We start from the raw sequence: 23,543 nt of genomic DNA, 5'->3' as shown, positions 1-23,543 counted from the left end.
TTATGCCCGCAGTTCGCTGCGGGCTAAGGAAAATCATGGTTCCTTCACTCGAACAACTGCGGATGCAGTGCCGTATTGATGACGATGACACATCAGGCGACGCTCTTTTAACGCTGATGGCGGCGGCGGCACGAAAGCGTGCGGAAAACTTTATCAACCGTAAGCTGTATGACGTGTCAGTACCTGACACCGATCCTGACGGTCTGGTTATCAGCGAGGATATTTGCCTCGCGCTGATGCTGCTGGTGGGCCACTGGAATGAGAGCCGGGAAGAAGCCGCCGAAGTGGCAAAAATGAGTATCCCCTGGGGCTTCGCTTCGCTGCTTGAGCCTTATCGTTATATTCCACTTTAAGGGGCACGGTATGCAGGCAGGTCGAAACCGTCACCGCGTCACCATACAGAATTCAGTAACAGTCAGATCATCTTCGGGTCAGCCAAAACAGGACTGGCAGGACGGGAAAACAGTATGGGCTGAGGTGAAGGGCATCAGCGGGCGCGAGCTGATGGCCTCCGGTGCAGAAAAAGCCGAAGCCACGGTGCGGGTGTGGCTGCGGTATCGTCAGGATATTTCTGCAGCGTCTCGCCTTAAAGTGCTGACTGGCCCGTTTCGTGGGCAGATCCTTGAGGTGTCAGGGCCACCTGTCCCTGATGAACGAGCCACACGGCTGGAAGTTCTCTGTAAGCAGGGGGTAAAAGCGTGATTGACCATAAACTGGATTTTTCAGGCCTGCTGGATATTTCCCGCGATATGGAAGTGCTCAGCAAGGCAGAGAACAAAAAGGTTTTGCGTGACGGGACACGGGCCGGGGCGGAAGTGCTTAAAGAGGAAGTGATTAAACGCGCGCCGGAGCGTACCGGGAAACTGAAACGCAATGTTGTCGTGGTCACGAAGCGGGGCAGCAGAAATGCGATCTCGTCCGGTGTCCATATCCGTGGCGTTAACCCCGAAACGGGAAACAGCGACAACACCATGAAAGCCAGCAACCGGCGCAACGCGTTTTACTGGCGTTTCGTTGAATTAGGCACGTCGAATATGCCTGCGCACCCCTTTGTGCGGCCTGCGTTTGATGCGCGGCAGGAAGAAGCGACCCGCGCCGTGATCGCCAGGATGAATAAGGCGATAGATGAGGTGTTGTCAAAATGAATGAGGCAACAATTTATGCGCTGATCGGTGCGCTGGCCGATGGGCAGGTCTATCCCTACGTTGTGCCATTGAACGCACAGGGAGAGCCTGACGTTAGTCCTCCCTGGGTTGTCTTCTCGCTGCCGACTGATGCAATGGCCGATGTGCTTTGCGGGCAGGCTGAATCAACCGTTTCGGTTCAGGTTGATGTCTATTCGCCGGATATTGACGAAGCCCGCAGCATCCGTGATCAGGCGCTGACCAGCCTGTCGGTACTGGGGCTGGAGAACATCAATAAGTTTCCGCTGTATGAACAAGAGACCCGTCTTCACCGCGCCTCGCTTGAGGCCTCTGTGATTGTCTGACACGTCACGCATCATCCATCCAATAACCCGCTCCGGCGGGTTTTTTTACATCTGGAGCAAACATGACCAGTAAGTATGAAAAAACAAAGGGCACGCAGATCGGTATCTCGAACGCCCCCGTCACAGAAGACGATTTTAAGGCTGCAGGTTTCCCGACGGCAGGCGTGACGTTCCTTGAAGCTGAATGTGCCACGAAGGAGATCAGCTACACAGGCGGCCAGAAAAGTGACATCGATGTCACCACGCTTTGCTCCACCGAGCAGGAGCAGACCAACGGCCTCGCGGCTCCGGCAGAAATGTCCATTTCCCGTAACTGGGTCGGTGATGAAGCCGCGCAACTGGCGCTGCAGACGGCATATGAAAATGACGAGCTGCGGGCGCTTAAAGTCGTTTTCCCTTCCGGTAACGGTTTTTATGTGCTCGTTGAGGTCCGTCAAAGTAGCTGGTCTGCAGCGACATCCCAGGTCGTTGGCGCAACCTATTCGCTGCGCGTGAAAGGCAAGCCGAAACGCATTGTAGCCTCCGGTTCTTAAGCGCCTGCGGGCGCTTTTTCCCCTCCATCTGATAACACAGAGAGTATAAAAATGTCCTTACGTGAACTGGCTCTGACACCTAATCTGGCGTTCCGTACAAAAAGCATCACCGTTCCTGAATGGAATAACGTAAAAGTCATTCTTCGTGAACCGTCAGGTGATGCCTGGGTTAAGTTTCGTGAATTTATCACCCCACCGGAACTGGGGGAGGGTGAGGAAGCTCCGAAGCTGACTGCTGCGCAGGAATTTATCCGCAATAAAAAAGCGGACACGATCCTCTTCGTTGATGTTCTTCGCGATGAAGCAGGCGAACGTGTTTTTTCTGATGATGATATCGGTACCGTCGCAGACGTTTATGGACAGGTGCATAAACGTCTCCTGAATGTGGCTCTGGCGCTCGGCGTGGATCAGGATCAGGCCGAAAAAAAGTAAAGCAACCCCTTACATTCTTTCTCATGACGCTGGCGCTCCGGCTGGGGCGCACACTCCACGAGCTGCGCAGCACCCTGACGGCCAGTGAGCTGAAAATGTGGATTGCGTATGACCGGATGAGTCCGATTGGTGACTGGCGCGGCGATGTTCAGGCAGCACAGGGCTTTGTTGAATAAATCAGATTTCGGGTAAGTCTCCCCCGTAGCGGGTTGTGTTTTCAGGCAATACGCACGCTTTCAGGCATACCTGCTTTCGTCATTTTGTTCAGCGCTCGTACCAGGGCCATAGCCTCCGCAACCTGACCATCGTAGTCACGCAGCGTCAGTGACCCCCCGAACAGCTGTTTTACCCGGTACATTGCCGTTTCCGCTATCGAGCGACGGTTGTAATCTGTTGTCCATTTCCACCGCGCATTACTCCCGGTCATTCGCTGATTAGCCACTGCACGGTTACGGTCTGCATATTCACCGGGCCAGTAACCCGCACCTTTTCGGGGAGGGATAAGCGCGCTGATTTTCTTACGCCGCAGTTCATCGTGACAGAGCCGGGTGTCGTAAGCGCCGTCTGCCGATGCTGCCCTGATTTTTCTGTGAGTCTGCCGGATAAGACCCGGGAAGGCTTCTGAGTCCGTCACATTGTTCAGCGACAGGTCTGCACAGATGATTTCATGTGTGTTGCTGTCAACGGCTAGATGCAACTTTCGCCATATACGACGGCGTTCTTTGCCGTGTTTTTTGACTTTCCATTCGCCTTCACCAAAGACCTTCAGCCCGGTGGAATCAATCACCAGATGCGCGATTTCACCCCGGGTGAACGTTTTGAAACTGACATTAACCGACTTTGCGCGCTTGCTGACACTGGTGTAATCCGGGCAGCGCAACGGAACATTCATCAGTGTAAAAATGGAATCAATAAAACCCTGTGCAGCCCGCAGGGTCAACCTGAACACGCGTTTAATGACCAGCACAGTCGTGATGGCAAGGTCAGAATAGCGCTGAGGTCTGCCTCGTGAAGAAGGTGTTGCTGACTCATACCAGGCCTGAATAGCTTCATCATCCAGCCAGAAAGTTATGGAGCCACGGTTGATGAGGGCTTTATTGTAGGTGGGCCAGTTGGTGATTTTGAACTTTTGCTTTGCCACGGAACGGTCTGCGTTGTCGGGAAGATGCGTGATCTGATCCTTCAACTCAGCAAAAGTTCGATTTATTCAACAAAGCCGCAGCACAGATATCGGCGGCAGCATTCAATGCCCAGGGCGGCAAAGCGAATATGGCTGACCTGCTGCTGAAATGGGGTGCTGAGGAAGAGGGGGGTAAAGAAGTTTCTGAGCTTGAAAAATGGATGTCTGATCTTTGAAAATCGGCTCATGCTTGAATCTTTCATTCATTAGGTTCTTTTGTGTTGTACCAGCACGGCAATCTAAAATGTTTATTGGTAAAATGGTCGCTCTAATGATGAAGGAGTGCTTATGGAACCATTATGGATTTTGTTGGGCTTTTTGGGATGGGTGTTTAATATTTTTCTTTTATTTTACTTAGCGAGAGCCAGTGTAAGAGCAAATGATCAAGTTAAAGCTCTACAAGAGATTAATAAGAAGCAAGACGCCCAAATAGACTTGTTAATTCAAATAGCCCATAACAATAAACAAGTATGAAATATAACCCGCCTCGCAGCGGGTTTTTTTTATAGGTGAAATATGGCTACGTTGCGCGAACTCATCATTAAAGTTTCTGCTGATTCCGGTTCATTCCAGCGCGAAATTGCCCGTGCCTCGCGGATGGGGCAGGACTATTACAAAACAATGGAGCAGGGCGGCAAACATGCTGCCGCCGTCACCCGTGAAACACAACGCTCAATTGCGGCGCTGAATGCTGAGCTGGTCAGCGTTAAATCTACCGCTACGGGCCTTGCGGGGGCGTTTGCAGGGGCATTTGCCACACATCAACTTATTCAGTATGCCGATACCTGGAACCAGTTAAGCGGGCGTCTGCGCCTGGCTTCCACTGGCGCGGAGGATTTTGCAGCAGCGCAACGCTCGTTAATGGCAATCAGCCAGCGCACCGGCACATCATTTGAGGCCAACGCAACGCTATATGCCCGTATAGCATCTTCATTGCGCGATGCCGGTTATGCCTCCACCGATGTGGCGAAAGTAACTGAAACGGTCGCAACTTCGCTGAAATTGTCTGGTGCCAGTACCGAGGAAGCCAGCTCCGTTATTACACAGCTTTCACAGGCTCTTGGTTCCGGCGTACTGCGCGGCGAAGAATTTAACGCCATCATGGAAAACGGTGGTCGCCTGGCGAAGTTACTGGCCGATGGCATGAAAACCACAGTGGGCGGCTTGCGCAATATGGCGCAGAACGGGCAACTGACAACGGATAAAATTGTCCCGTTACTGACCAATGTTGAATTACTTCGCAAAGAATTTGAAACGCTACCAGCCTCAATCAGCGGTTCAGCGCAGAAAGTGGAGAACGCATTTCTGGCATGGGTTGGTGGCGCGAATGACGCCCTTGGCGCGTCCACTGCGCTGTCAGGGGCGCTTGATGGTCTGGCGTCAAACCTTGATACAGTGGCTAGCGGGGCGGCAGTTCTGGCCGCTGTCGGCGGTTCTCGTCTACTTGGTGGTATTCTGTCCGGTGTTACGTCATCTGCAGGTGAGGTGCTTGAAGCCAGAAAAAACCAGATTGCTCTGGCCGATGCACAGGCATACGCCGCAACACAGGCACAGCGCAAAGCCCTAGCGAACGCCAGTGCAGCAACCTCTGCATATAACCTGGCGCTGGCCGAAGCAAATGTGGCTAAAGGTTCAAATGCTTCATTACTGGCCTCAGATAACGTCATCAAAAAACGGCGAGAGCTGATAGCTGCGAATGCCGGACTTGTGCTCTCAAACCGCGCCGTTACTGCTTCCGAAGAGGCTCTTAACCGTGCAACATCAACAATAAATTTGATGTGGAGTGGGGCTAAGGGGCTGGTATCTCTAATTGGCGGCATTCCCGGGTTGGTAATGCTAGGAGCAGGAGCATGGTACACCGTATACCAAAATCAGGAGCAAGCGCGAAAATCTGCGCTTGAATATGGGGAGGCCATAGCCAAGGCGAAGCCTGTCTCTGGATTGGTGGTGCAGGGTAATAATAGTAACGAAATCGATAAAACCGCTGTATCAATGCGTGTGCAAGCCGAAGAGGTCGCGGGTTTAAATAGTAAAATTGCCGAACTGGCTCAGCAGCAGTACAACGCTCGCGCGGCGATGAAAAACAGCGAAGAGGGGAGTTGGTCATACAATAAAGCACAAGAGTCGCTGGTAGAAATTAATGGTGAACTTGCTGATGCTGAGCGCCGCCGTGATGAGGTATCCAAACAATTAATATCTACCACAGATCGGCATAATGTCTTACTGCAACAGAATGCTGCTGCTGCAAATGTTTATTACAACAATCTGCTTCTGATGACTGGGCAAGGTTCAATATTCAGACAGGTGCTTGACGGCATAAATGATGCTATTGAGCATAATAACTCACTGACAGCCAGCCCATTGCGTTTACCCCAGGCATCTGTCTCTGACAAAGATGCCAAGAGCCTCCTGAATAAGCAACGCCAGGCTGAACTGGCCGGGTTAACTGGCATTGCTAAGGTCAATCGGCAGGTTGATTTTGACCTGCAGGATATGGGCCGAGACGGTCCGAATAATTCAACCTTTGCGTCTCAATATCGGGCAGCGGCAGAAAAAGACTATAACAACACGCAGAACGTGGCAGCGGCACAAAAAGCAAAAGCAGACGCCACCAGGGAAGCTGAAAAGGCTGACCGTGCTGCGGCGTCTCAGGCTGAACAGTACAGCCGAAAAATGGCTGATCTTTCCGTAGCTATCGAGGTGCAGAAAGTCCGCGCGACTGATGGCGAGAAAGCGGCAGATCTCTACGCCGCCGCGAATCAGGCAGGTACGAAATGGACGGATGAGCAGCGCAAAGCGATCCGTGAGTCCTCAGCAGAGTTAGCCCGCTGGACACAGCGAGCAGAAGAGAACGTGAAGAAACAGCGCGATCAGGCCGAAGCGCTGAAACAACTCACCGAAGCCGCGCGGAAATTTAAGGATGAGGCAACGGCGGCGACGGATACCGCCGGACTGAGCGACAGGCAGCGGCAACGTTTCGACGAGACCCAGCAGGTTGAACGTCAGTTCGATAAAACCGACAAAGGAACAGCCGCTGTCGCAGCACGCTCGGCAGCGTTAACCGAGCTTGATAATAAGTATCGGGCTATTGCCGAATCTGAGGCAGACTGGCGTAATGGTGTATCGCGTGGTTATGAAAACTGGCTACAGAACACGATGGACATCGCCGGGACCGTTTCACAGGGAGTTACTACCACAATGGATAGTGCTATGGATAATGTGGCATCCATGCTGGTTCGTGGTAAAGCTGACTGGAGGTCATGGGGGCTGTCGGCGCTGGAAATGATCGCCAAAGTCTCCCTGCAAATGGCAATTGTCAGCGCCATGGGTAAATCATCTGGTCTGCTTGGTTCTTTGGTTAGTGGTATCACCGGAATAATTGGCGGAAGTGCATCGTCTGCAATGTCCACCACGTCAGGCACTGTTGTTACCGGACAATCCTTTTCCGTACCCACTCCGCATTTAGAGCCTCTGGCTCTGGGTGGGGTGTTCGACTCACCGTCACTCAGCGCATACAGCAATGGTGTTTACAGCACCCCGAAAACATTCGCATTTGCCAAAGGCGCGGGTATTTTCGGAGAGGCAGGACCAGAAGCCATTATGCCTTTAACGCGCGCCAGTGACGGCTCTTTGGGTGTGCGTGCTGTCAGTTCTGGTGTGAATAATACCAGTGGCAACGCTACGAATATTCATGTCGAGGCACCAGTGAGTATTTATCAGGATTCCGCAGGGGGTGGTGGTAACGCCTCTGATACAAGCGCTATTTCCAGTCAGTTACAGTCTATTATTCAACTCACCATTACCGACAGGTTAAGAAAAGAAATTACGCCTGGCGGGATTCTGTACCGAAGCTAAATCCCGCAGCGGACGACGGGTAGGGTATCTCTATGGCAATTGAAACATTTATCTGGCCTGTGCGCACGGGGGCCACTGAAAGCATAAATATTGCAACGCAGGAAATCCAGTTCGGGGATGGTTATAAGCAGGTTGCTGGTGTTGGAATAAATGAGGATAACGCGACATGGGAACTTAGCTGTAACGGAAAATTATCTGATATGGCAGTTATTCGCGCATTTCTTAAATTCCATGTCACTAAATCATTCTGGTGGTCTAATCCGTGGGGAGAGAAAAAACTTTACAGGGTAAAGCGGGATTCAATAAAACCTGTTTTTACGAATGGAAATTTTGCGGAAATAAGTTTTGTATTTGAACAGGCTTATGCACCTTAACGGTATTTTTCTGCCAACAGATAACGTAGCTGGAGTTATTAATGAGTTTTACTCAGGATATTCAACAACTGGAACCCGGAAATATAGTTCAGTTAATTGAAATCGACGGTACGGCATTTGGTATGGAAACTGTGTTACGATTTCATGCCTTTAATATTTCAGATAATAACTGGAATGCCTTTGCTGGTGAAAATCTGCCAGCAATAATCTGGCAGGGGAATCAGTACGATCCTTATCCTTATGCGCTGAAAGGGGTGGAGCTTTCAAGTACCGGCTCTCAACCCACGCCGACGCTCTCTGTCGGTAATGTTGGTAACTATGTGACAGCGCTTTGCCTTGAGTATGATGACCTGGTTAAGGCAAAGGTTAAAATCCACACCACGCTGGTTAAATACCTTGATGCGGCTAACTGGGTTTCCGGGAACCCCGCGGCTAACCCGAACGAAGAGCGGGTGCAAGTGTTTTATGTTAATGCCAAAAAAGCCGAGAACAGAGCTCAGGTTGATTTTGAACTCTGCTCACCTTTCGATATTCAGAGCCTGCAATTACCGTCCAGACAGATAACCCCTGTCTGTACCTGGTGCCTCCGTGGGCTGTACCGGAGTGGAACGGGGTGTGATTACGCCGGAACGCTGTATTTTCTGAAAGATGGCACCCCGACAACCAATCCCGCGCTGGATGTCTGTGGAGGACGACTCCCTGACTGTGAGGCGCGTTTTGGCCCCGGAAATCCTCTGCCGTTTGGCGGGTTTCCGGCGGCAAACCTGCAGGGTAAATAATATGCGCGAAAAACTTATGGCGGCTATTCGCGAACATGCCGCTGCGGAATATCCCCGTGAATGCTGCGGCGTCGTCGTTCAGGCAGGACGAAAACAACGTTATATTCGTTGTGAAAATATCTCTGATAAACCAGAAGAACATTTCACCCTCTCGCCAGCCGATTATTTAAATGCCGAAAAGGAGGGTGAGATTATTATGGTTGTTCATTCGCACCCGGATGTGGCTCAGTTAATCCCCTCAGAGACTGACCGTATTCAGTGTGATCACTCGGGGCTGGAATGGGGCATTATTTCATGGCCGGACGGTGACTGGTGTACGTTTTCGCCGCGCGAAAATCGTGACTACACCGGACGATCCTGGGTACTCGGTCACGCGGATTGCTGGGCGCTAATCCGTGAATACTATCGTCGCGAGTTTAATCTTTCTCTCGGTGATTACTCTGTCCCGCGTGAGTGGTGGAATAACGGCGAAAACCTGTACGATGATAACTGGCAGTCGGAGGGCTTTATTCAGGTTGAATTAAATCAGATGCAACCCGGCGACATTATTATGATGCAGCTCAGCGCTCCCGTAACCAACCATGCCGCCATCTGGTTAGGTAACAATATTATTCTTCATCATTCTTCCGGCAATCTTTCTGCCCGCGTTCCCTACGGTCAGTATTATCGTGAGCGTACAGTCAGAATTGTCAGGCATAAGGAACTCATGAAATGCTGAAAACGCTGACGCTTAAAGGTGTGGCCGCAAAGAAATTTGGCAGGATTCATCGCTTTCACGTTGCTGATATTCGCGAAATGCTTCGGGCTATGTGTTCACAGGTGCCGGGTTTTAAAAAATACATGTCCAATGCGCATCACAGCGGCGTGCGCTTCGCCTTTTTCCGGGATGGTGAAAATATTGGGGTGGAAGAATTTGAACTCACGTCCACGGCCAGCGAATTTACCATGATGCCTGTTATTGAAGGTGCCAAGCAGGGCGGTGTTCTCCAGATTGTTATTGGTGCGGTGGCGCTGGTCGCGGCTTTTTTCACTGCAGGCGCTTCCTTTGCTGCATGGGCTGGCGCGGCTGGAATGAGTGCAGCCGCTATCGCAGGAACGACAACAGCATTAACCGGACTTGGAATATCTATGATGCTGGGCGGTGTTGTGCAGATGCTGACGCCTCAACCCAAAATTAATATCGGTGCCAGCAGTAGCGCAGACAATAAACCCAATTACGCCTTCGGTGCACCCGTGAATACAGTGGCGATGGGTTACCCGGTTCCACTGCTCTATGGGCAACGTGAAATTGGCGGGGCCGTCATCAGTGCCGGATTGTTCTCCAGCGATCAGCAATAGGCACGTTTATTCAGGTACAGCCGCCTCCGGGCGGTTTTTTTATGGGTGAATTATGCATATTCAGGGCAGGAAAGGTGGGGGCGGTAGTGCACATACGCCAGTTGAAGCACCTGACGATCTGTTGTCGACCGCAAAATTAAAAATGCTGCTGGCTATTGCCGAAGGCGAAATTCAGGGCGAACTGACGGCACAACAAATTTTCCTCAATGATACAGCGCTGGCTAACGCCGACGGCAGTTACAATTTCTCCGGTGTTGTCTGGGACTGGCGGCGTGGAACGCAGGACCAGACGTACATACCAGGGATGCCAGAGATTGATAATGAGCTGGCCGTAGGCGTGACGGTCACGCAGTCTGTACCCTGGACACGCCAGTTTACAAACCTGACACTGGACGCAGTTCGCATCAAATTATCTCTCCCCGTCCAGTACCAGTACAAAGACAATGGCGACATGGTGGGTACCGTTACGGCGTACGCAATTGATTTGTCCACTGACGGTGGCGCCTATCAGACCGTGGTTGATGCGACGTTTGACGGTAAAACCACCTCCGAATACCAGCGCGATCACCGTATTAATCTGCCAGAAGCCACCACCGGATGGACTGTTCGTGTCCGACGGATCACAGCGGATTCGGTTGGCAACTCAAAGTTAGCCAACGCGTTTAAGGTATTCTCGTTCGCAGAAGTTATCGACAGTAAACTCCGTTATCCGAATACCGCATTGCTCTATATCGAAGTTGATGCAAGCCACTTTAATGGGAGTGCCCCGAAGGTGACATGTGTCCCTCAGGGCCGCCGGATCCGTGTACCGTCAAACTATGATCCTGTTACCCGCGAAAGTTCCGGCGCGTGGGCTGGCGACTTCAAATGGGCATACAGCAACAACCCGGCATGGATTTTTTACGATCTGGTGCTGGATAAAATTTTCGGCATGGGCAACCGCGTGGATGCTTCCATGATTGATAAATGGGAAGTCTACGCCATTGCTCAGTATTGCGATGAAAGGGTATCTGACGGTGCGGGCGGTACTGAGCCGCGTTTTACCTGTAACGTTTACATCCAGAGCCAGCAGGATGCATACGCTGTTCTGAAAGATCTGGCCGCAATATTCCGGGGTATTACATTCTGGGGTAATGAACAGATTTACGTAAACGCTGATGTTCCGGTGGCAGATCTGGATTTTGTTTATACCGCCTCAAACGTGGTGGACGGGCTGTTTAACTACGCGGGTGGCTCCTATAAAAACCGCTACAGTTCCTGCCTGGTGTCATGGTCTGATCCGCAGAACCATTACAGCGACACCATCGAGGGCGTTTACGACAGCGATCTGGTAGCTCGCTACGACATCAATCAGACGCAACTGACTGCTATTGGCTGCACCTCGCAAAGTGAGGCACACCGCAGGGGGCGCTGGGTCTTACTGTCAAACGCAAAAGACGGCACAATCTCGTTTAACGTCGGTCTGGACGGACATATTCCGCTGCCTGCATCCGTTATTGGTGTTGCGGACCCGTTCCGCGCCGGAATGCAGAATGGAGGGCGAATCAGTGCGGTAAACGGCAGGAATATTACGCTGGATCGCGCTGTTGAATATGCGTCCGGTGACAGGCTGGCGCTGAATCTCCCCGACGGAACAACGCAGACGCGTACCATCAGCGCGATTAGCAGCGATAAAAAGACCGTCACGGTCAGCACCGATTACCGGCTGACTCCCGTTGCTGGCGCAGTGTGGGCCATTGACAGTGACAGGCTGGCTATTCAGCAATTTCGTGTGACATCCGTTGCTGCAAATGACGACGGTACATTTAACGTTTCCGGCATTCAGCACGACCCCAATAAATACCGGTTTATTGATGATGGTGTACGGATCACGCCTGCACCGATTACGGTAACGCCGATATCTGTCCTGCCTGCGCCGAAAAATATACTTATCAGCCAGACTGATTTTATCGATCAGGGGCTGACGGTCGCGAGTCTGAACAGTACCTGGGACAAAGTTGATGGTGCTGTCCGGTACCAGGCGCAATGGCGCAAGGACAATGGCGACTGGATTAACGTTCCGGTTGCCAGTGCCCAGGGTTTTTCCGTTCAGGGCATTTATTCCGGCAATTATGATGTGCGTGTGCGTGCCCTGAATGCGCAGGATTCGTCGTCGCCCTGGGGTTATGCCGATACGACCCACCTGACGGGAAAAAATGGTACACCGGGCACGCCGCAGTCACTCCTTGCTTCAAATGATGTGGTCTGGGCTATCGATATTACCTGGGCGTTTCCTGACGGATCCGGTGATACTGCTTATACCGAACTACAGCGCGCCACCACGGACGATAAGGCAAATCCCGAACTGCTGACACTGGTGCCTTATCCGGCAGCCAGCTATCAGCACGGGCCAATGCTGGCGGGTGTGCGGCATTGGTACCGTGCACGGCTGGTGGACAGAATTGGCAATGTCGGCGAGTGGACCGCCTGGGTAATGGGGCAGTCGTCGGTTGATGTCAGTGCCATTTCTGCTGAGATTCTGGAGCAGATGAAGGACACCGCGGTATTTAAAGAAATCATCGAAAACGCAGTTGAAACCAGCAAAACTGTTGCTGACCTCGCCACGGCAATTACCCAAAACGCCGACCAACTGGCGGCGGCTGTGGGCGCGAACCGGCAGACGGCAGAGGCCATCATTGGTAATGCACTCGCCATCGCTGATGTGGTAGTGAGGCAGTCGGCGCAGAACGGGGCAAACTCGGCATCGTTCACTCAGTTGCGGGAGGTGATAGCCACAGAAACACAGGCCCGCGTTACGGACGTGACGCGCCTGGAGGCGAAAACCGACCAGAACGCGGCACAGGTAACGCAACTGACTCAGGCGCTCGCCGACGAGACGCAGGCCCGCGCCACGGCAGTTGAGACGCTGACGGTGCAGACGGAGGACAATACCGCTAACGTAACGCAGCTCACACAGGCTGTGTCCACCCTCGACAGCGCTACCGCGTCCCGTTTCGACGAACTGTCAGGGAAAACGGCTAATGCGTCCGGTGGGGTGCAAAACACGGCAGTAGCGTTGATTCAGGAAACACTGGCGCAGGTTAACACCCGGATGACGCTCAGTGCTCAGTACGGCGCAAACAGTGCCGGTATCCAGCGTGTTGATAACGTGATGGTGGACGCGAGTAAAGCTGTCGCTGAGTCGCTGAAAACCCTGGATGCCACGGCTGGTGGCAATGCCAACATCACTGATTTTGCGAAAACGATGTCTGATTTTACGCAGACCTCTGCAACGAAAATTAACTCACTGAGCGTCACGGTAAACGACCAGGCTGTGGCAATTACCACTAACGCCCAGGCGGTAGCGGATATCAACGGCAACCTGAACGCGATGTACTCGATAAAGGTTGGCGTGGATGTCAACGGTGTACAGTACGCGGCAGGGATGGGGCTGGGCGTTCAGAACACTCCTTCAGGAATGCAGTCACAGGTTATTTTCCTTGCTGATCGCTTCGCTGTTATGTCTCAGGCTGGTTCAGCCGTCACGCTGCCGTTTGTTATTCAGAACGGACAAACCTTCATCAACGATGCATTTTTCCGTGATGCCAGCATTCAGTTCGGGAAAATCACCGATTCATTGAAGTCAGATAATTTCGTTTCTGGTTCTGGTGGCGCCGGGTGGAATCTGCCAAAAAGCGGCAATGCCGAACTCAACAATGTAACGGTGCGCGGAACTGTTTACGCGACGAATGGAGAATTTACGGGGAAAATCAATGCAACCAGCGGGACGTTTAAAGGCACCGTTCAGGCTGAATCATTTATCGGTGACGTAGCTGTGGGGCAGACGTTTGCTGATATTGAGGGGGAAAATGTCACCCGAAACTTTTCGTACACCGATTCTGGCAACCAGCCTGGTGAAAAACACGTAGTAGTAATGGCGCTGGTTAAGGTCCAGTTGTCTACGACTGAGGCCGGTGCAGGGATTACTCAGACAAAAGGGACGGCGATTCTCACCATTGGTGGGTCGAGCAGAACCATTGACGTTTATACCCCACCAAATACTGACAGATCGCGTCCTACGTACGTCACGGTTATGCATAGCGCCCGCGTTACCGGACAGGTGGTGAATTGTTCGATTCAGATGCGCAGTGATAATGCGACATATCATGCGAACGTTGGTATTTATTCCCCGACAATACACGTATCCAGAGGTTCCGGTTCGTTCACTCAATCCTGATTTCAACCCGCTCCGGCGGGTTTTTTTTGCCTGGAGAAAATATGATTTACACAACTGGTAGTGTTTCTGTCGCCGGAAATACGGTGACCGGAACCGGCACGAATTTTACAGCCGCAGGGTCATTGATCCGCGTTGGGTGCACTCTGGTCACTCTGGCAAACCCGGTACAGGTATTCCAGATAACGGCAATCAACAGCGCAACCCAGCTCACCGTAACGCCAGCGGCAAACCCGGCAATTGCAGCCGGTACCGCTTACGCCATCCTGCTGAGTGATTCGCTAAGCGTTGATGGTCTGGCGCAGAATATTGCTGAAACGCTGACGCTGTATCAGCGGAATATGAGCGGCTTCGCCGACGTGATGAACGGGGCGGGTGACGTCACTATCACGATTAACGGTGTGGCCGTCACGGTTCCCGGTCAGAAAGCTCTGGCAAAAAAAGGGGCGAACTCAGATATCACTTCACTCTCAGGGCTGACAACACCGCTCAGCCAGGGGCAGGGCGGGACGGGATTAGCAAACCCATTCGGCACCGTCGCCGGGTCATTTTGCCAGGGCAATGATACGCGCCTGAGCACAATAGACGGGAAGTCGGGCGGGGTTATCGCGGGGTCGGTAAAATCTGGTGGTACTTCACCCGCTGCAAACCCTGCCAACGGTACAACAACAAACGCAGAGTCAGTCGGTTCCAGATTCCGCACTGGTGTTTATGCCGGGATTGATTTTTCGCTGTATGCGCAGGTTGTCCATGGTAACGGCTCGTACGGGGTAATTCAACTGGCTTACGGAGGCGCACCAGCTTACTGGATTTTCTCTCAGTCTGGCGTGGCAACTGGCGTTTCATGGACTCCGACATGTGACGAACGACTGAAAGACCTGGACGGCCCAATCACTGACCCGCTGGGAAAAATGGCTCTTATGCGGGGGCAATCCTGGCACTGGAAAACCAACGGCAGTTACGGAATAGGCCTGACAGCACAGGATGTGCAGCGCGCGTTCCCGGATGCAGTTGTTGAGACTCATGATGTGACCCTGCCAGATGGCGGCGTGGTGAAGAATGTATTGTCTCCGGACTCCTACGGCGTTGCGGCAGCTCTGCATCATGAGGCCATTCTGGCTCTGATGGCGAAGATTGACGCACTGACCGCACGCGTTGCTGAACTGGAGACAAAAAAATCCGAGGTACCAGCGGCAGAATAATCAACGCGTTATTCAGTGCTAAAAATTGATAGTCATTAGCGGGGTTGATCTGGCCGCCATTAAAAACTACTGTTTATATATACAGTATTAGCGAGGAGGTGGAGCATGCCACGGCACCAGAAATGGACTGGTCGGAGCAGGTAATGACATAATCAACATGGTTAATTTCGGTTTTTTATAGTCATCATTTACCACAAGGCGGTGGATTATTTTGTATTTTATTTCTTAATAAGGGTGGTTATTGGAATGAAATAATTAAATGAAAAAGATAATGATGGTATTTAAAAAAGGAGAGTGGGATCTTTTTTAATATAGCAAAGGCTATGTTTTGTATTTTTTGTAATCATTATCAAAACTTGCTTGTTTATAATAAAAAGGATTTAATACTGCTGTCAGCGCTGAATGAAATTTAAACATAAACTCATCCCTAGCCGTAATCTGCAGGAAAATTAAATGGCAAATGAAGATTTAATTAATATTAATGATGAGCATGATAATGACTCTCATGAACGTTTTCAGGCAGCGAGGAAAAGTACATGGGTTAGTGTAATAGTTAATTGTCTGTTGACACTGGTTCAGGTTATTACAGGTGTTTTTTCCGGCTCTCAGGGGCTCATTGCTGATGGTATTCATTCACTTTCAGATTTGATTGCTGATTTTGTAGTGCTAGTTGCGAATAAAAAAAGCAAGAAAGAACCAGACGAAGACCATCATTACGGACATCATAGATATGAAAATGGAGCATCATTAATACTTGGCGCTCTTTTGATGGTAGTTGGCATTGGAATGCTATGGTCGTCCGCCAATAAAATCCATGCTCCGGAGACTATTACCCAGGTTCATATTGCTGCCCTGTGGGTTGCTTTACTTGCAATCGCTTTTAAGGAATTGCTTTTCCGCTACATGTTATCCGTAGCAACCCGCATAAAATCAAGCATGCTGATTGCGAATGCATGGCATGCCCGCTCGGATGCAGCATCTTCGCTTGTTGTGGCGTTAGGCATTATTGGCAATATTTCAGGATTCAAACTTCTTGATCCGGTAGCTGCATTAATTGTCGGTCTCATCATTACTAAAATGGGGTATTCATTCCTATCAGATGCGTTACATGACCTGATGGACAGGGCCGCGGATGCGGAAACAGAAGAAAAAATAAGGCTTACATTACTGGAAACCAATGGAGTCATTAATATACATAACTTAAAAACGAGAAAAATGGCCGATTCTGTAATTGTTGATGTTCATTTGGAAGTTAATGGTGATCTTTCTGTCCGGGAAGGGCATGATATAGCTATTAATGCCCGAAGAGCAGTATTGGATAAATATAACGTGTTAAATGTTATGACTCACGTAGACCCCTACAAGGGTGATTTTCGTAATCAATAAAAGATCATTCGTAAACTCATCTGAGAACAATGGCAATTTATTGTTTTTGAGGGTGTTTTTATGTTGTTGATATTTATGCAAAGTGATAACCATTTTTTTCTTAAGGATAAACTAAGGTTTACAGACTAATCTTAATGGCAAGGACAAGCAAACAGGAGTCACAATGAGCAATCAAAGCAAAAAAATTAAGGTTTGGGATCCTTTCATAAGATTTTTTCACTGGACAGTTGTTATCTTATTCTTTTGTAATTATCTGTTATCTGAAAGAGGCCAGCTATTCCAGAAAGGTAGTGCTCTCCATATATATTCTGGGTATATCATCATCAGCTTTGTGCTTGTACGTCTGGTATGGGGAATTATTGGTAGTAAAAATGCAAGATTTTCTTCTTTTATTCCTTCCTATACAGAATTTAGGGAGTATAAAAAGAAATTACTTCGTGGAGAGCACCCATACTATGAAGGGCATAACCCCGCCGGTGCCGTAATGATTGTATGCCTGCTCGCTGGGTTACTTCTTACCGGTGCGACTGGTTGGCTTGCAAGCATATCAGATAGGATTGATGGCTGGCAGGCCGTTATCGCCAGTGCTACAGATATAGTTCCCTGGGGGGACATTCACAGCTTTTTTGCTAATTTAACGATGGTTGGTGCGGGTATTCATATAACCGCCGTATTGGTTATTAGCTACCTGACCAAAGAAAACCTGATACGTACGATGATATCAGGGTATAAGAAAATTAAATAATAAAGAGTGAGAGGCAGAAATGCCTCTCACTATCAATCAAACACCAAGTTTAGAATGAAACTGCTCCATTATATTACGTAATTTTTTTGCTTCCTGTTGTGCTGGTGCTAGACCCTTCTGCTCTGCTGTCGTCTCAACTATATTTACCTGATCCAACAATTGCTTCATTCCAGAATCGAAAGTTGTCTTATCGGCCCCAGGAAGAGAGGTTCGCTGAGCCTCCTGTACCGACATTTTAAAAGAGGATAAATCTTTTTTGAATGAATCAATATTTTTATCATTCATCACTGCACGATAACTTTTACTCATTAACTTCATTGAATCTTTTACTGTAGGTGAATTTGCCATAGCATTCACACTTACAAAAAGCACAGAACTCAGAGCAACTAATACAGGAATAATTTTTTTCATAACTTGTACCGTCATTTATAAAATAAAGAGCGAATCTTCACACTAGCAAATAAGAAAATAAAATAAAAGCAATATATTAAACATTTAGACAAGAACTTAGATTCTGAAATGTCTATAAGAATTATTTACGTTTAAGAAACGTGCTGTTCTATATTAAAGTGAGAGTGATTTTTATGAGTATACTAGGTTTAATAAAAACTAAGATTTAATATAATTAGTGATGGTGACAAGACTTTTGCTCAAATTGACTGGAATGGATTTCATAATGGGAAATTAGAGGAGAGTGTAATACAGCTGTCCCTGGAAGACGTGATCGTAGTTGGTCGGGTGACATATTTCGTTAACCGGGCAGGGGAGGACGAATGCCCGGCGATGTAAATGTAATTAATCAGCAACCATCCACATATCTGCTTCTTCAAACATTTCTTCAAGCATGCGGTTGAGTCGCTCCTTCTCAGTTTTCGTACAATCGCTGTTCAGCGCGTTCGCCTGCATTGGTTTAACTCTCACATCTGCACCTGGGAAAATCTTGTGAACTCTCTTTGTCAGTTCAGCCAGAATGATTTCTTTTGCGCTTGGTAAATCCTCAACGTTTCTCTTGTCGTAAACGAGTTCAACGAACATACTTACCTCAGTTAAATTACTGGTTGGATATACAGCTATTATTAGCTGGATATTTATACAGTGTCAAGTGGTCGCTCATCTAGCAGCGAATCTGTGGGGTATTTTCGACCAGAGTTTTAGCGCGAGGCCTTTATCCGTCTGGGCTGCAGAGAATTGTCTATGGGGCACCAATGGGGCATTTACCATCGATGAAAATCGCTAAAGTTCGCAAATGTGAAATTCGTTTAATCAGTCCAACCGTGATTTACGGCGCTCCTGGACGATATTTGTCGATTTTTAAAATTACTGTTTCATGTTACTAAAATGTAGCATAGTGAGCTTTTCTCCCTGAAAAGATGAACATTCTGCGTGGCGGGATTTACGCAACAGGAATAGACTGGAGACGTAACCAAACAGAAGATGCTAAAGGTTTTTTATGACACAACAGCCACAAGCCAAATACCGCCACGACTACCGTGCGCCGGATTACCTGATTAGCGATATTGACTTGACCTTTGACCTGGATGCCGCAAAAACCGTTGTCACTGCGCTGAGCACTATTTCGCGTCATAGCGCCTCTCCAGTGCCATTGCGTCTGAATGGCGAAGACCTGACGTTAGTGTCAATCCATGTTAACGACCAGCCATGGACACAATATAAAGAAGAAGACAATCACCTGGTCATTGACGGCCTGCCTGAGCGATTCACATTGCGTATCGTGAATGAAATCAGCCCGGCTGCGAATACTGCGCTTGAAGGCCTCTATCAGTCTGGCGAAGCACTCTGTACCCAATGTGAGGCAGAAGGTTTCCGCCATATTACCTGGTACCTGGATCGCCCTGATGTTCTGGCGCGGTTTACCACCAAAATCATCGCCGACAAAGCTGCTTATCCCTACCTGCTCTCTAACGGTAACCGCGTGGACCAGGGCGAGCTGGACAATGGCCGTCACTGGGTGCAGTGGCAGGATCCGTTCCCGAAACCGTGTTACCTGTTTGCGCTGGTCGCGGGTGATTTTGATGTGCTGCGCGATACCTTTACAACCCGCTCCGGGCGTGAAGTTGCACTGGAACTCTTCGTTGACCGTGGCAACCTTGACCGCGCGCCGTGGGCAATGACCTCGCTCAAGAACTCCATGAAATGGGACGAGACCCGTTTTGGCCTCGAATATGACCTCGACATCTATATGATTGTCGCCGTGGACTTCTTTAATATGGGCGCGATGGAGAATAAAGGCCTCAATGTCTTTAACTCCAAATATGTGCTCGCCCGGACCGATACCGCAACCGACAAAGACTATCTTGATATCGAACGGGTGATTGGTCATGAATATTTCCACAACTGGACCGGTAACCGCGTAACCTGTCGCGACTGGTTCCAGCTCAGCCTGAAAGAAGGGCTGACTGTGTTTCGCGACCAGGAGTTTAGCTCGGACCTGGGTTCCCGTGCGGTAAACCGTATCAATAATGTCCGTACCATGCGCGGGCTGCAATTCGCCGAAGACGCCAGCCCGATGGCGCATCCAATTCGCCCGGATAAAGTGATTGAAATGAACAACTTCTACACCCTGACGGTGTATGAGAAAGGTTCAGAAATCATCCGCATGATCCACACCCTGCTGGGTGAAGAGAATTTCCAGAAAGGGATGCAGCTCTATTTTGAGCGTCACGATGGCAGCGCCGCAACCTGTGATGATTTCGTCCAGGCAATGGAAGATGCCTCAAATATCGATTTGTCGCATTTCCGTCGCTGGTATAGCCAGGCGGGGACGCCGATTGTCACGGTACACGACGATTACAATCCGACGACCGAACAGTACACGCTCACTATCAGCCAGCGTACGCCGCCTACAGCGGAACAGCAGGAGAAACATCCGCTGCACATCCCGTTTGATATTGAACTTTATGATAATGAAGGCAAGGTCATCCCGTTGCAGAAAGACGGTCACCCGGTGCACCATGTGCTGAATGTCACCCAGCCCGAACAGACTTTTGTCTTTGATAACGTCTACTTCCAGCCAGTGCCGTCGCTGCTGCGTGAGTTTTCCGCGCCGGTGAAACTGGAATATAAATGGAGCGATCAGCAACTGACGTTCCTGATGCGCCACGCCAGCAATGATTTCTCTCGCTGGGATGCCGCACAGAGTCTGCTGGCGACGCACATTAAGCTCAACGTTGCCCGCCATCAGCAGGGGCAGGCGTTGTCTTTGCCACTGCACGTTGCCGATGCGTTCCGCGCGATCCTGCTGGACGAACATATCGATCCGGCTCTGGCTGCGGAAATTCTGACGCTGCCTTCAGCAAATGAGATTGCCGAATTGTTTGACGTTATCGACCCGGTAGCCATCGTGACGGTACGTGAAGCGCTAACCCGCACCCTGGCCACCGAACTGGCAGATGAAGTGCTGGCCGTTTATAACGCCAATAAGCTGGATACCTACCGCGTGGAACATGCGGATATCGGCAAGCGTGCCTTACGTAATACCTGTCTGCGTTATCTGGCCTTCGGCGACGCGCAACTGGCCGATAAGCTGGTAAGCGAGCAGTATCACAATGCTGATAACATGACGGATGCGCTTGCGGCGCTGTCTGCCGCGGTTGCCGCCCAACTGCCGTGCCGTGATGCGCTGATGCAGGAATACGATGACAAATGGCATCAGGATGGTCTGGTGATGGACAAGTGGCTGATCCTTCAGGCCACCAGCCCGGCAGAAAATGTGCTGGATACCGTGCGCGGTCTGCTTAAACACCGTTCGTTTACCATGAGCAACCCGAACCGAGTGCGTTCACTGATTGGCGCGTTTGCCAGCAGCAACCCGGCAGCATTCCATGCGCAAGACGGTAGCGGCTATCAGTTCATGGTCGAAATGCTGACAGAACTGAACAGCCGTAACCCGCAGGTAGCTTCGCGCCTGATTGAACCGCTGATTCGTTTAAAACGTTACGATGCGAAACGTCAGGAAAAAATGCGTGCGGCGCTTGAGCAACTCAAAGCATTGCCGAATCTGTCAGGCGATCTGTATGAGAAAATCAGTAAAGCGCTGGCATAACATTCAGCGGGCAGGCACTGTGTGATAACAAGCCGGGTTAGCGTCTACAGCGCGACCCGGTTTTTTTATTACGAGGCTCTGGCAACACCCGGTATATGGGCACCGAAGGTGGGGACTTGCGTGTCGCGGCGGTGTAAGGCCTGCCAAAATGTTTCCAGTGCACTGTCCAGGCGCGTCTGCAAATTCGCGGTGAAGCGGGGCTTATGCTGATAATCCTCCACCTGGCTGTCATCGGCGAAGACGCCATGCAACACTTCCTGGGCTTTCAGTGCGCTCAGAACTGGCTTGAGCGCATAATCCACGGCCAGCATATGTGCAATGGTACCGCCAGTGGCGACCGGAAGGACCACTTTGCCTTCCAGCGCTCGTTCGGGGAACAGATCAAGCAGGGTTTTTAGCGCGCCGGAAAAAGAGGCCTTGTACACCGGGGTAGCGATGATCAGCCCATCGGCCTCATGTAATTGTTCGAGCAGTGTCTGCAGCGCCGGGCTGTCGAAGCGGGCGTAGAGCAAATCTTCCGGGACAAAGTTATGCAAATGCCAGTGACACACTTCAACATCAAGGGCCGTCAGGTGTTCGCGCGCATATTCCAGCAGGGCGCTTGAGCGGGAAGGGTAACGCGGGCTTCCCGCCAGGGTGACAACTCGCATATTCACTCCTTATAACCATTTGCTTCGTTTTATTAAACATCGATAACTATTTTCTCAGTGTCGCAGAGGTTTTATATTCCGCTAAATGATTTTTTTAGTGAAAACACGTTAAAAAACGAATATGCAGAAAAGGATAAGGAAACGATTGCGTTCAGTTCACCTTTTTTTGCCCAAGGTCAATTCCATTTCTTCGGCTAATCAAAGATAATACGCCCCCGGTTTGCACACCGGGAATCCAGGAGAGTTCATGTACTACCCCTTCGTTCGTAAAGCCCTTTTCCAGCTCGACCCCGAGCGCGCTCATGAATTTACTTTTCAACAATTACGCCGCATTACGGGTACGCCGCTAGAGGCACTGGTGCGTCAGCGTGTGCCGGAAAAACCGGTACAGTGCATGGGGCTAACGTTTAAAAACCCACTGGGACTTGCCGCTGGCCTCGATAAGAATGGTGAATGTATCGATGCGCTGGGTGCTATGGGGTTTGGCGCGATCGAGATCGGTACCGTGACGCCGCGCCCGCAGCCGGGCAATGACAAGCCGCGCCTCTTCCGCCTGGTCGACGCAGAAGGGTTGATCAACCGTATGGGCTTCAACAATCTGGGCGTTGATAACCTGGTTGAGAATGTGAAAAAAGCGCATTTTGACGGCGTGCTGGGTATTAATATTGGCAAAAATAAAGATACGCCCGTTGAAAACGGCAAAGATGACTATCTGATTTGTATGGAAAAAATCTATGCCTATGCCGGTTATATTGCGATTAATATTTCCTCACCAAACACGCCGGGCCTGCGAACATTACAATATGGCGAAGCGCTGGATGACCTTCTGGGTGCCATTAAAAATAAGCAGAATGAGCTTCATCAGACCCACCATAAATATGTTCCTGTTGCTGTGAAGATCGCCCCGGATCTTTCCGAGGAAGAATTGATCCAGGTGGCCGACAGTTTAGTTCGCCATAATATTGATGGCGTCATTGCCACCAATACAACGCTGGACAGAAAACTGGTTCGCGGAATGAAAAATTGTGATGAAGCGGGTGGGTTAAGTGGCCGTCCGCTGCAATTAAAAAGCACCGAAATTATTCGTCGCCTGTCCCAGGAATTAAATGGCCGCTTACCGATTATCGGCGTGGGTGGCATCGACTCCGTGATTGCCGCGCGCGAGAAGATGGACGCAGGAGCATCACTGGTACAAATTTATTCCGGCTTTATATTTAAAGGACCGCAACTGATTAAAGAAATCGTTACCCATATCTAATCTTTTGCTCACTATCGGACAACCAGGGCTTTATTTCCGGCCCTGG

At 50.2% G+C, this 23,543-nt stretch carries 22 protein-coding genes and 2 pseudogenes; 19 read left to right on the top strand and 5 right to left on the bottom strand.

Annotated elements, in window-relative coordinates:
• Window positions 1–35: 35 nt before the first annotated feature.
• The 7 genes and pseudogenes from ACS0RQ_RS17845 to ACS0RQ_RS17815 all read left to right on the top strand — a co-directional run.
• Entirely contained in the window at window positions 36–353 is a 318-nt protein-coding gene (locus tag ACS0RQ_RS17845) for a head-tail connector protein (protein WP_334634829.1), read from the top strand.
• 10 nt (window positions 354–363) lie between these two features.
• The gene (locus ACS0RQ_RS17840; protein WP_334634831.1) at window positions 364–702 is read left to right on the top strand and encodes a phage head closure protein; all 339 of its coding nucleotides are present in this window, start codon (window positions 364–366) and stop codon (window positions 700–702) included.
• Window positions 699–1,145 (top strand): HK97-gp10 family putative phage morphogenesis protein, encoded by a 447-nt coding sequence (locus ACS0RQ_RS17835; protein WP_110296791.1) that lies wholly within the window; start codon window positions 699–701, stop codon window positions 1,143–1,145. Before ACS0RQ_RS17840 ends, ACS0RQ_RS17835 begins: the two co-directional genes overlap by 4 nt.
• Window positions 1,142–1,489 (top strand): tail completion protein gp17, encoded by a 348-nt coding sequence (gp17, locus tag ACS0RQ_RS17830; protein ID WP_334634834.1) that lies wholly within the window; start codon window positions 1,142–1,144, stop codon window positions 1,487–1,489. The genes ACS0RQ_RS17835 and gp17 overlap by 4 nt, the downstream gene beginning before the upstream one ends.
• Window positions 1,490–1,551: 62 nt before the next feature.
• The gene (locus tag ACS0RQ_RS17825) at window positions 1,552–2,022 is read left to right on the top strand and encodes a phage tail tube protein (protein WP_107224829.1); all 471 of its coding nucleotides are present in this window, start codon (window positions 1,552–1,554) and stop codon (window positions 2,020–2,022) included.
• Between the two features lie 51 nt (window positions 2,023–2,073).
• Complete coding sequence (locus ACS0RQ_RS17820; RefSeq protein WP_334634839.1) at window positions 2,074–2,454, top strand: phage tail assembly chaperone; 381 nt, start codon at window positions 2,074–2,076, stop codon at window positions 2,452–2,454.
• 23 nt (window positions 2,455–2,477) lie between these two features.
• Window positions 2,478–2,615 (top strand): annotated as a pseudogene (locus ACS0RQ_RS17815) (phage tail assembly protein T); the annotation flags it as partial.
• A gap of 56 nt (window positions 2,616–2,671) precedes the next feature.
• On the opposite strand, the gene ACS0RQ_RS17810 reads toward ACS0RQ_RS17815, so the two are convergent.
• On the bottom strand, window positions 2,672–3,640 hold the full coding sequence (locus tag ACS0RQ_RS17810; RefSeq protein WP_023279773.1) for an IS5 family transposase: 969 nt from the start codon (window positions 3,638–3,640) through the stop codon (window positions 2,672–2,674).
• A 17-nt stretch (window positions 3,641–3,657) separates the two neighbouring features.
• Complete coding sequence (locus ACS0RQ_RS17805; protein WP_334634261.1) at window positions 3,658–3,837, bottom strand: hypothetical protein; 180 nt, start codon at window positions 3,835–3,837, stop codon at window positions 3,658–3,660.
• A gap of 85 nt (window positions 3,838–3,922) precedes the next feature.
• Here ACS0RQ_RS17805 and ACS0RQ_RS17800 point away from each other — a divergent pair, with 85 nt between their 5' ends.
• From ACS0RQ_RS17800 to ACS0RQ_RS17755, 10 genes and pseudogenes are all read left to right on the top strand, one after another.
• Entirely contained in the window at window positions 3,923–4,108 is a 186-nt protein-coding gene (locus ACS0RQ_RS17800; RefSeq protein WP_107224755.1) for a YebO family protein, read from the top strand.
• 42 nt (window positions 4,109–4,150) lie between these two features.
• A complete protein-coding gene (locus tag ACS0RQ_RS17795; RefSeq protein WP_334634257.1) occupies window positions 4,151–7,489 on the top strand; it encodes a phage tail tape measure protein in 3,339 nt (1,112 codons plus the stop codon).
• Between the two features lie 32 nt (window positions 7,490–7,521).
• Window positions 7,522–7,863, top strand: a complete 342-nt coding sequence (locus ACS0RQ_RS17790) for a phage tail protein (RefSeq protein WP_125125514.1) — start codon at window positions 7,522–7,524, stop codon at window positions 7,861–7,863.
• Window positions 7,864–7,904: 41 nt separating this feature from the next.
• Window positions 7,905–8,642 carry a phage minor tail protein L gene (locus ACS0RQ_RS17785; RefSeq protein ID WP_334634254.1) on the top strand — a complete coding sequence of 246 codons (738 nt, stop codon included), beginning with the start codon at window positions 7,905–7,907 and terminating at the stop codon, window positions 8,640–8,642.
• Between the two features lies 1 nt (window position 8,643).
• The gene (locus tag ACS0RQ_RS17780) at window positions 8,644–9,360 is read left to right on the top strand and encodes a C40 family peptidase (protein ID WP_132438886.1); all 717 of its coding nucleotides are present in this window, start codon (window positions 8,644–8,646) and stop codon (window positions 9,358–9,360) included.
• Complete coding sequence (locus ACS0RQ_RS17775) at window positions 9,354–9,980, top strand: tail assembly protein (protein ID WP_334634249.1); 627 nt, start codon at window positions 9,354–9,356, stop codon at window positions 9,978–9,980. Before ACS0RQ_RS17780 ends, ACS0RQ_RS17775 begins: the two co-directional genes overlap by 7 nt.
• A 52-nt stretch (window positions 9,981–10,032) precedes the next feature.
• Window positions 10,033–13,710 (top strand): annotated as a pseudogene (locus ACS0RQ_RS17770) (TipJ family phage tail tip protein); the annotation flags it as partial.
• Between the two features lie 527 nt (window positions 13,711–14,237).
• Entirely contained in the window at window positions 14,238–15,395 is a 1,158-nt protein-coding gene (locus tag ACS0RQ_RS17765) for a tail fiber domain-containing protein (protein WP_334634247.1), read from the top strand.
• Between the two features lie 453 nt (window positions 15,396–15,848).
• The gene (locus tag ACS0RQ_RS17760; RefSeq protein WP_317077872.1) at window positions 15,849–16,781 is read left to right on the top strand and encodes a cation diffusion facilitator family transporter; all 933 of its coding nucleotides are present in this window, start codon (window positions 15,849–15,851) and stop codon (window positions 16,779–16,781) included.
• Window positions 16,782–16,944: 163 nt separating this feature from the next.
• On the top strand, window positions 16,945–17,526 hold the full coding sequence (locus ACS0RQ_RS17755; protein ID WP_317077873.1) for a cytochrome b/b6 domain-containing protein: 582 nt from the start codon (window positions 16,945–16,947) through the stop codon (window positions 17,524–17,526).
• Between the two features lie 36 nt (window positions 17,527–17,562).
• Here the strand turns inward: ACS0RQ_RS17755 and ACS0RQ_RS17750 are convergent, their stop codons facing one another.
• Together ACS0RQ_RS17750 and ACS0RQ_RS17745 are read right to left on the bottom strand one after the other, a co-directional pair.
• Window positions 17,563–17,937, bottom strand: coding sequence for a cytochrome b562 (locus tag ACS0RQ_RS17750; RefSeq protein ID WP_317077874.1), 375 nt, complete (start codon window positions 17,935–17,937; stop codon window positions 17,563–17,565).
• A 384-nt stretch (window positions 17,938–18,321) separates the two neighbouring features.
• On the bottom strand, window positions 18,322–18,561 hold the full coding sequence (locus tag ACS0RQ_RS17745; protein ID WP_317077875.1) for a DinI family protein: 240 nt from the start codon (window positions 18,559–18,561) through the stop codon (window positions 18,322–18,324).
• Window positions 18,562–18,976: 415 nt separating this feature from the next.
• Between ACS0RQ_RS17745 and pepN the strand changes: the two genes are divergently transcribed.
• Window positions 18,977–21,589, top strand: a complete 2,613-nt coding sequence (pepN, locus tag ACS0RQ_RS17740; protein WP_271850929.1) for an aminopeptidase N — start codon at window positions 18,977–18,979, stop codon at window positions 21,587–21,589.
• A 68-nt stretch (window positions 21,590–21,657) separates the two neighbouring features.
• Here pepN and ssuE read toward each other — a convergent pair whose 3' ends face one another.
• Window positions 21,658–22,239 (bottom strand): NADPH-dependent FMN reductase, encoded by a 582-nt coding sequence (gene ssuE / locus ACS0RQ_RS17735; protein WP_271850928.1) that lies wholly within the window; start codon window positions 22,237–22,239, stop codon window positions 21,658–21,660.
• A 247-nt stretch (window positions 22,240–22,486) separates the two neighbouring features.
• Between ssuE and pyrD the strand changes: the two genes are divergently transcribed.
• Window positions 22,487–23,497: a quinone-dependent dihydroorotate dehydrogenase gene (gene pyrD, locus ACS0RQ_RS17730; RefSeq protein ID WP_271850927.1), complete on the top strand. Its 1,011-nt coding sequence runs from the start codon at window positions 22,487–22,489 to the stop codon at window positions 23,495–23,497.
• Window positions 23,498–23,543: the final 46 nt, after the last annotated feature.

It is taken from the genome of Phytobacter diazotrophicus, assembly GCF_052061655.1.
Lineage (GTDB): Bacteria > Pseudomonadota > Gammaproteobacteria > Enterobacterales > Enterobacteriaceae > Phytobacter > Phytobacter diazotrophicus.
The sequence above is the reverse complement of the archived record's forward strand: the minus strand, read 5'-3'. Positions and strand labels throughout refer to the sequence as shown.

Excerpts from the sequence above, each read along its gene's own strand:
- ACS0RQ_RS17845 (WP_334634829.1), top strand. The coding sequence starts at position 36 with ATGGTTCCTTCACTCGAACAACTGCGGATGCAGTGCCGTATTGATGAC.
- ACS0RQ_RS17840 (WP_334634831.1), top strand. The coding sequence starts at position 364 with ATGCAGGCAGGTCGAAACCGTCACCGCGTCACCATACAGAATTCAGTA.
- gp17 (WP_334634834.1), top strand. The coding sequence starts at position 1,142 with ATGAATGAGGCAACAATTTATGCGCTGATCGGTGCGCTGGCCGATGGG.
- ACS0RQ_RS17825 (WP_107224829.1), top strand. The coding sequence starts at position 1,552 with ATGACCAGTAAGTATGAAAAAACAAAGGGCACGCAGATCGGTATCTCG.
- ACS0RQ_RS17820 (WP_334634839.1), top strand. The coding sequence starts at position 2,074 with ATGTCCTTACGTGAACTGGCTCTGACACCTAATCTGGCGTTCCGTACA.
- ACS0RQ_RS17805 (WP_334634261.1), bottom strand. The coding sequence starts at position 3,837 with ATGAAAGATTCAAGCATGAGCCGATTTTCAAAGATCAGACATCCATTT.
- ACS0RQ_RS17800 (WP_107224755.1), top strand. The coding sequence starts at position 3,923 with ATGGAACCATTATGGATTTTGTTGGGCTTTTTGGGATGGGTGTTTAAT.
- ACS0RQ_RS17795 (WP_334634257.1), top strand. The coding sequence starts at position 4,151 with ATGGCTACGTTGCGCGAACTCATCATTAAAGTTTCTGCTGATTCCGGT.
- ACS0RQ_RS17790 (WP_125125514.1), top strand. The coding sequence starts at position 7,522 with ATGGCAATTGAAACATTTATCTGGCCTGTGCGCACGGGGGCCACTGAA.
- ACS0RQ_RS17785 (WP_334634254.1), top strand. The coding sequence starts at position 7,905 with ATGAGTTTTACTCAGGATATTCAACAACTGGAACCCGGAAATATAGTT.
- ACS0RQ_RS17780 (WP_132438886.1), top strand. The coding sequence starts at position 8,644 with ATGCGCGAAAAACTTATGGCGGCTATTCGCGAACATGCCGCTGCGGAA.
- ACS0RQ_RS17775 (WP_334634249.1), top strand. The coding sequence starts at position 9,354 with ATGCTGAAAACGCTGACGCTTAAAGGTGTGGCCGCAAAGAAATTTGGC.
- ACS0RQ_RS17765 (WP_334634247.1), top strand. The coding sequence starts at position 14,238 with ATGATTTACACAACTGGTAGTGTTTCTGTCGCCGGAAATACGGTGACC.
- ACS0RQ_RS17760 (WP_317077872.1), top strand. The coding sequence starts at position 15,849 with ATGGCAAATGAAGATTTAATTAATATTAATGATGAGCATGATAATGAC.
- ACS0RQ_RS17755 (WP_317077873.1), top strand. The coding sequence starts at position 16,945 with ATGAGCAATCAAAGCAAAAAAATTAAGGTTTGGGATCCTTTCATAAGA.
- ACS0RQ_RS17750 (WP_317077874.1), bottom strand. The coding sequence starts at position 17,937 with ATGAAAAAAATTATTCCTGTATTAGTTGCTCTGAGTTCTGTGCTTTTT.
- ACS0RQ_RS17745 (WP_317077875.1), bottom strand. The coding sequence starts at position 18,561 with ATGTTCGTTGAACTCGTTTACGACAAGAGAAACGTTGAGGATTTACCA.
- pepN (WP_271850929.1), top strand. The coding sequence starts at position 18,977 with ATGACACAACAGCCACAAGCCAAATACCGCCACGACTACCGTGCGCCG.
- ssuE (WP_271850928.1), bottom strand. The coding sequence starts at position 22,239 with ATGCGAGTTGTCACCCTGGCGGGAAGCCCGCGTTACCCTTCCCGCTCA.
- pyrD (WP_271850927.1), top strand. The coding sequence starts at position 22,487 with ATGTACTACCCCTTCGTTCGTAAAGCCCTTTTCCAGCTCGACCCCGAG.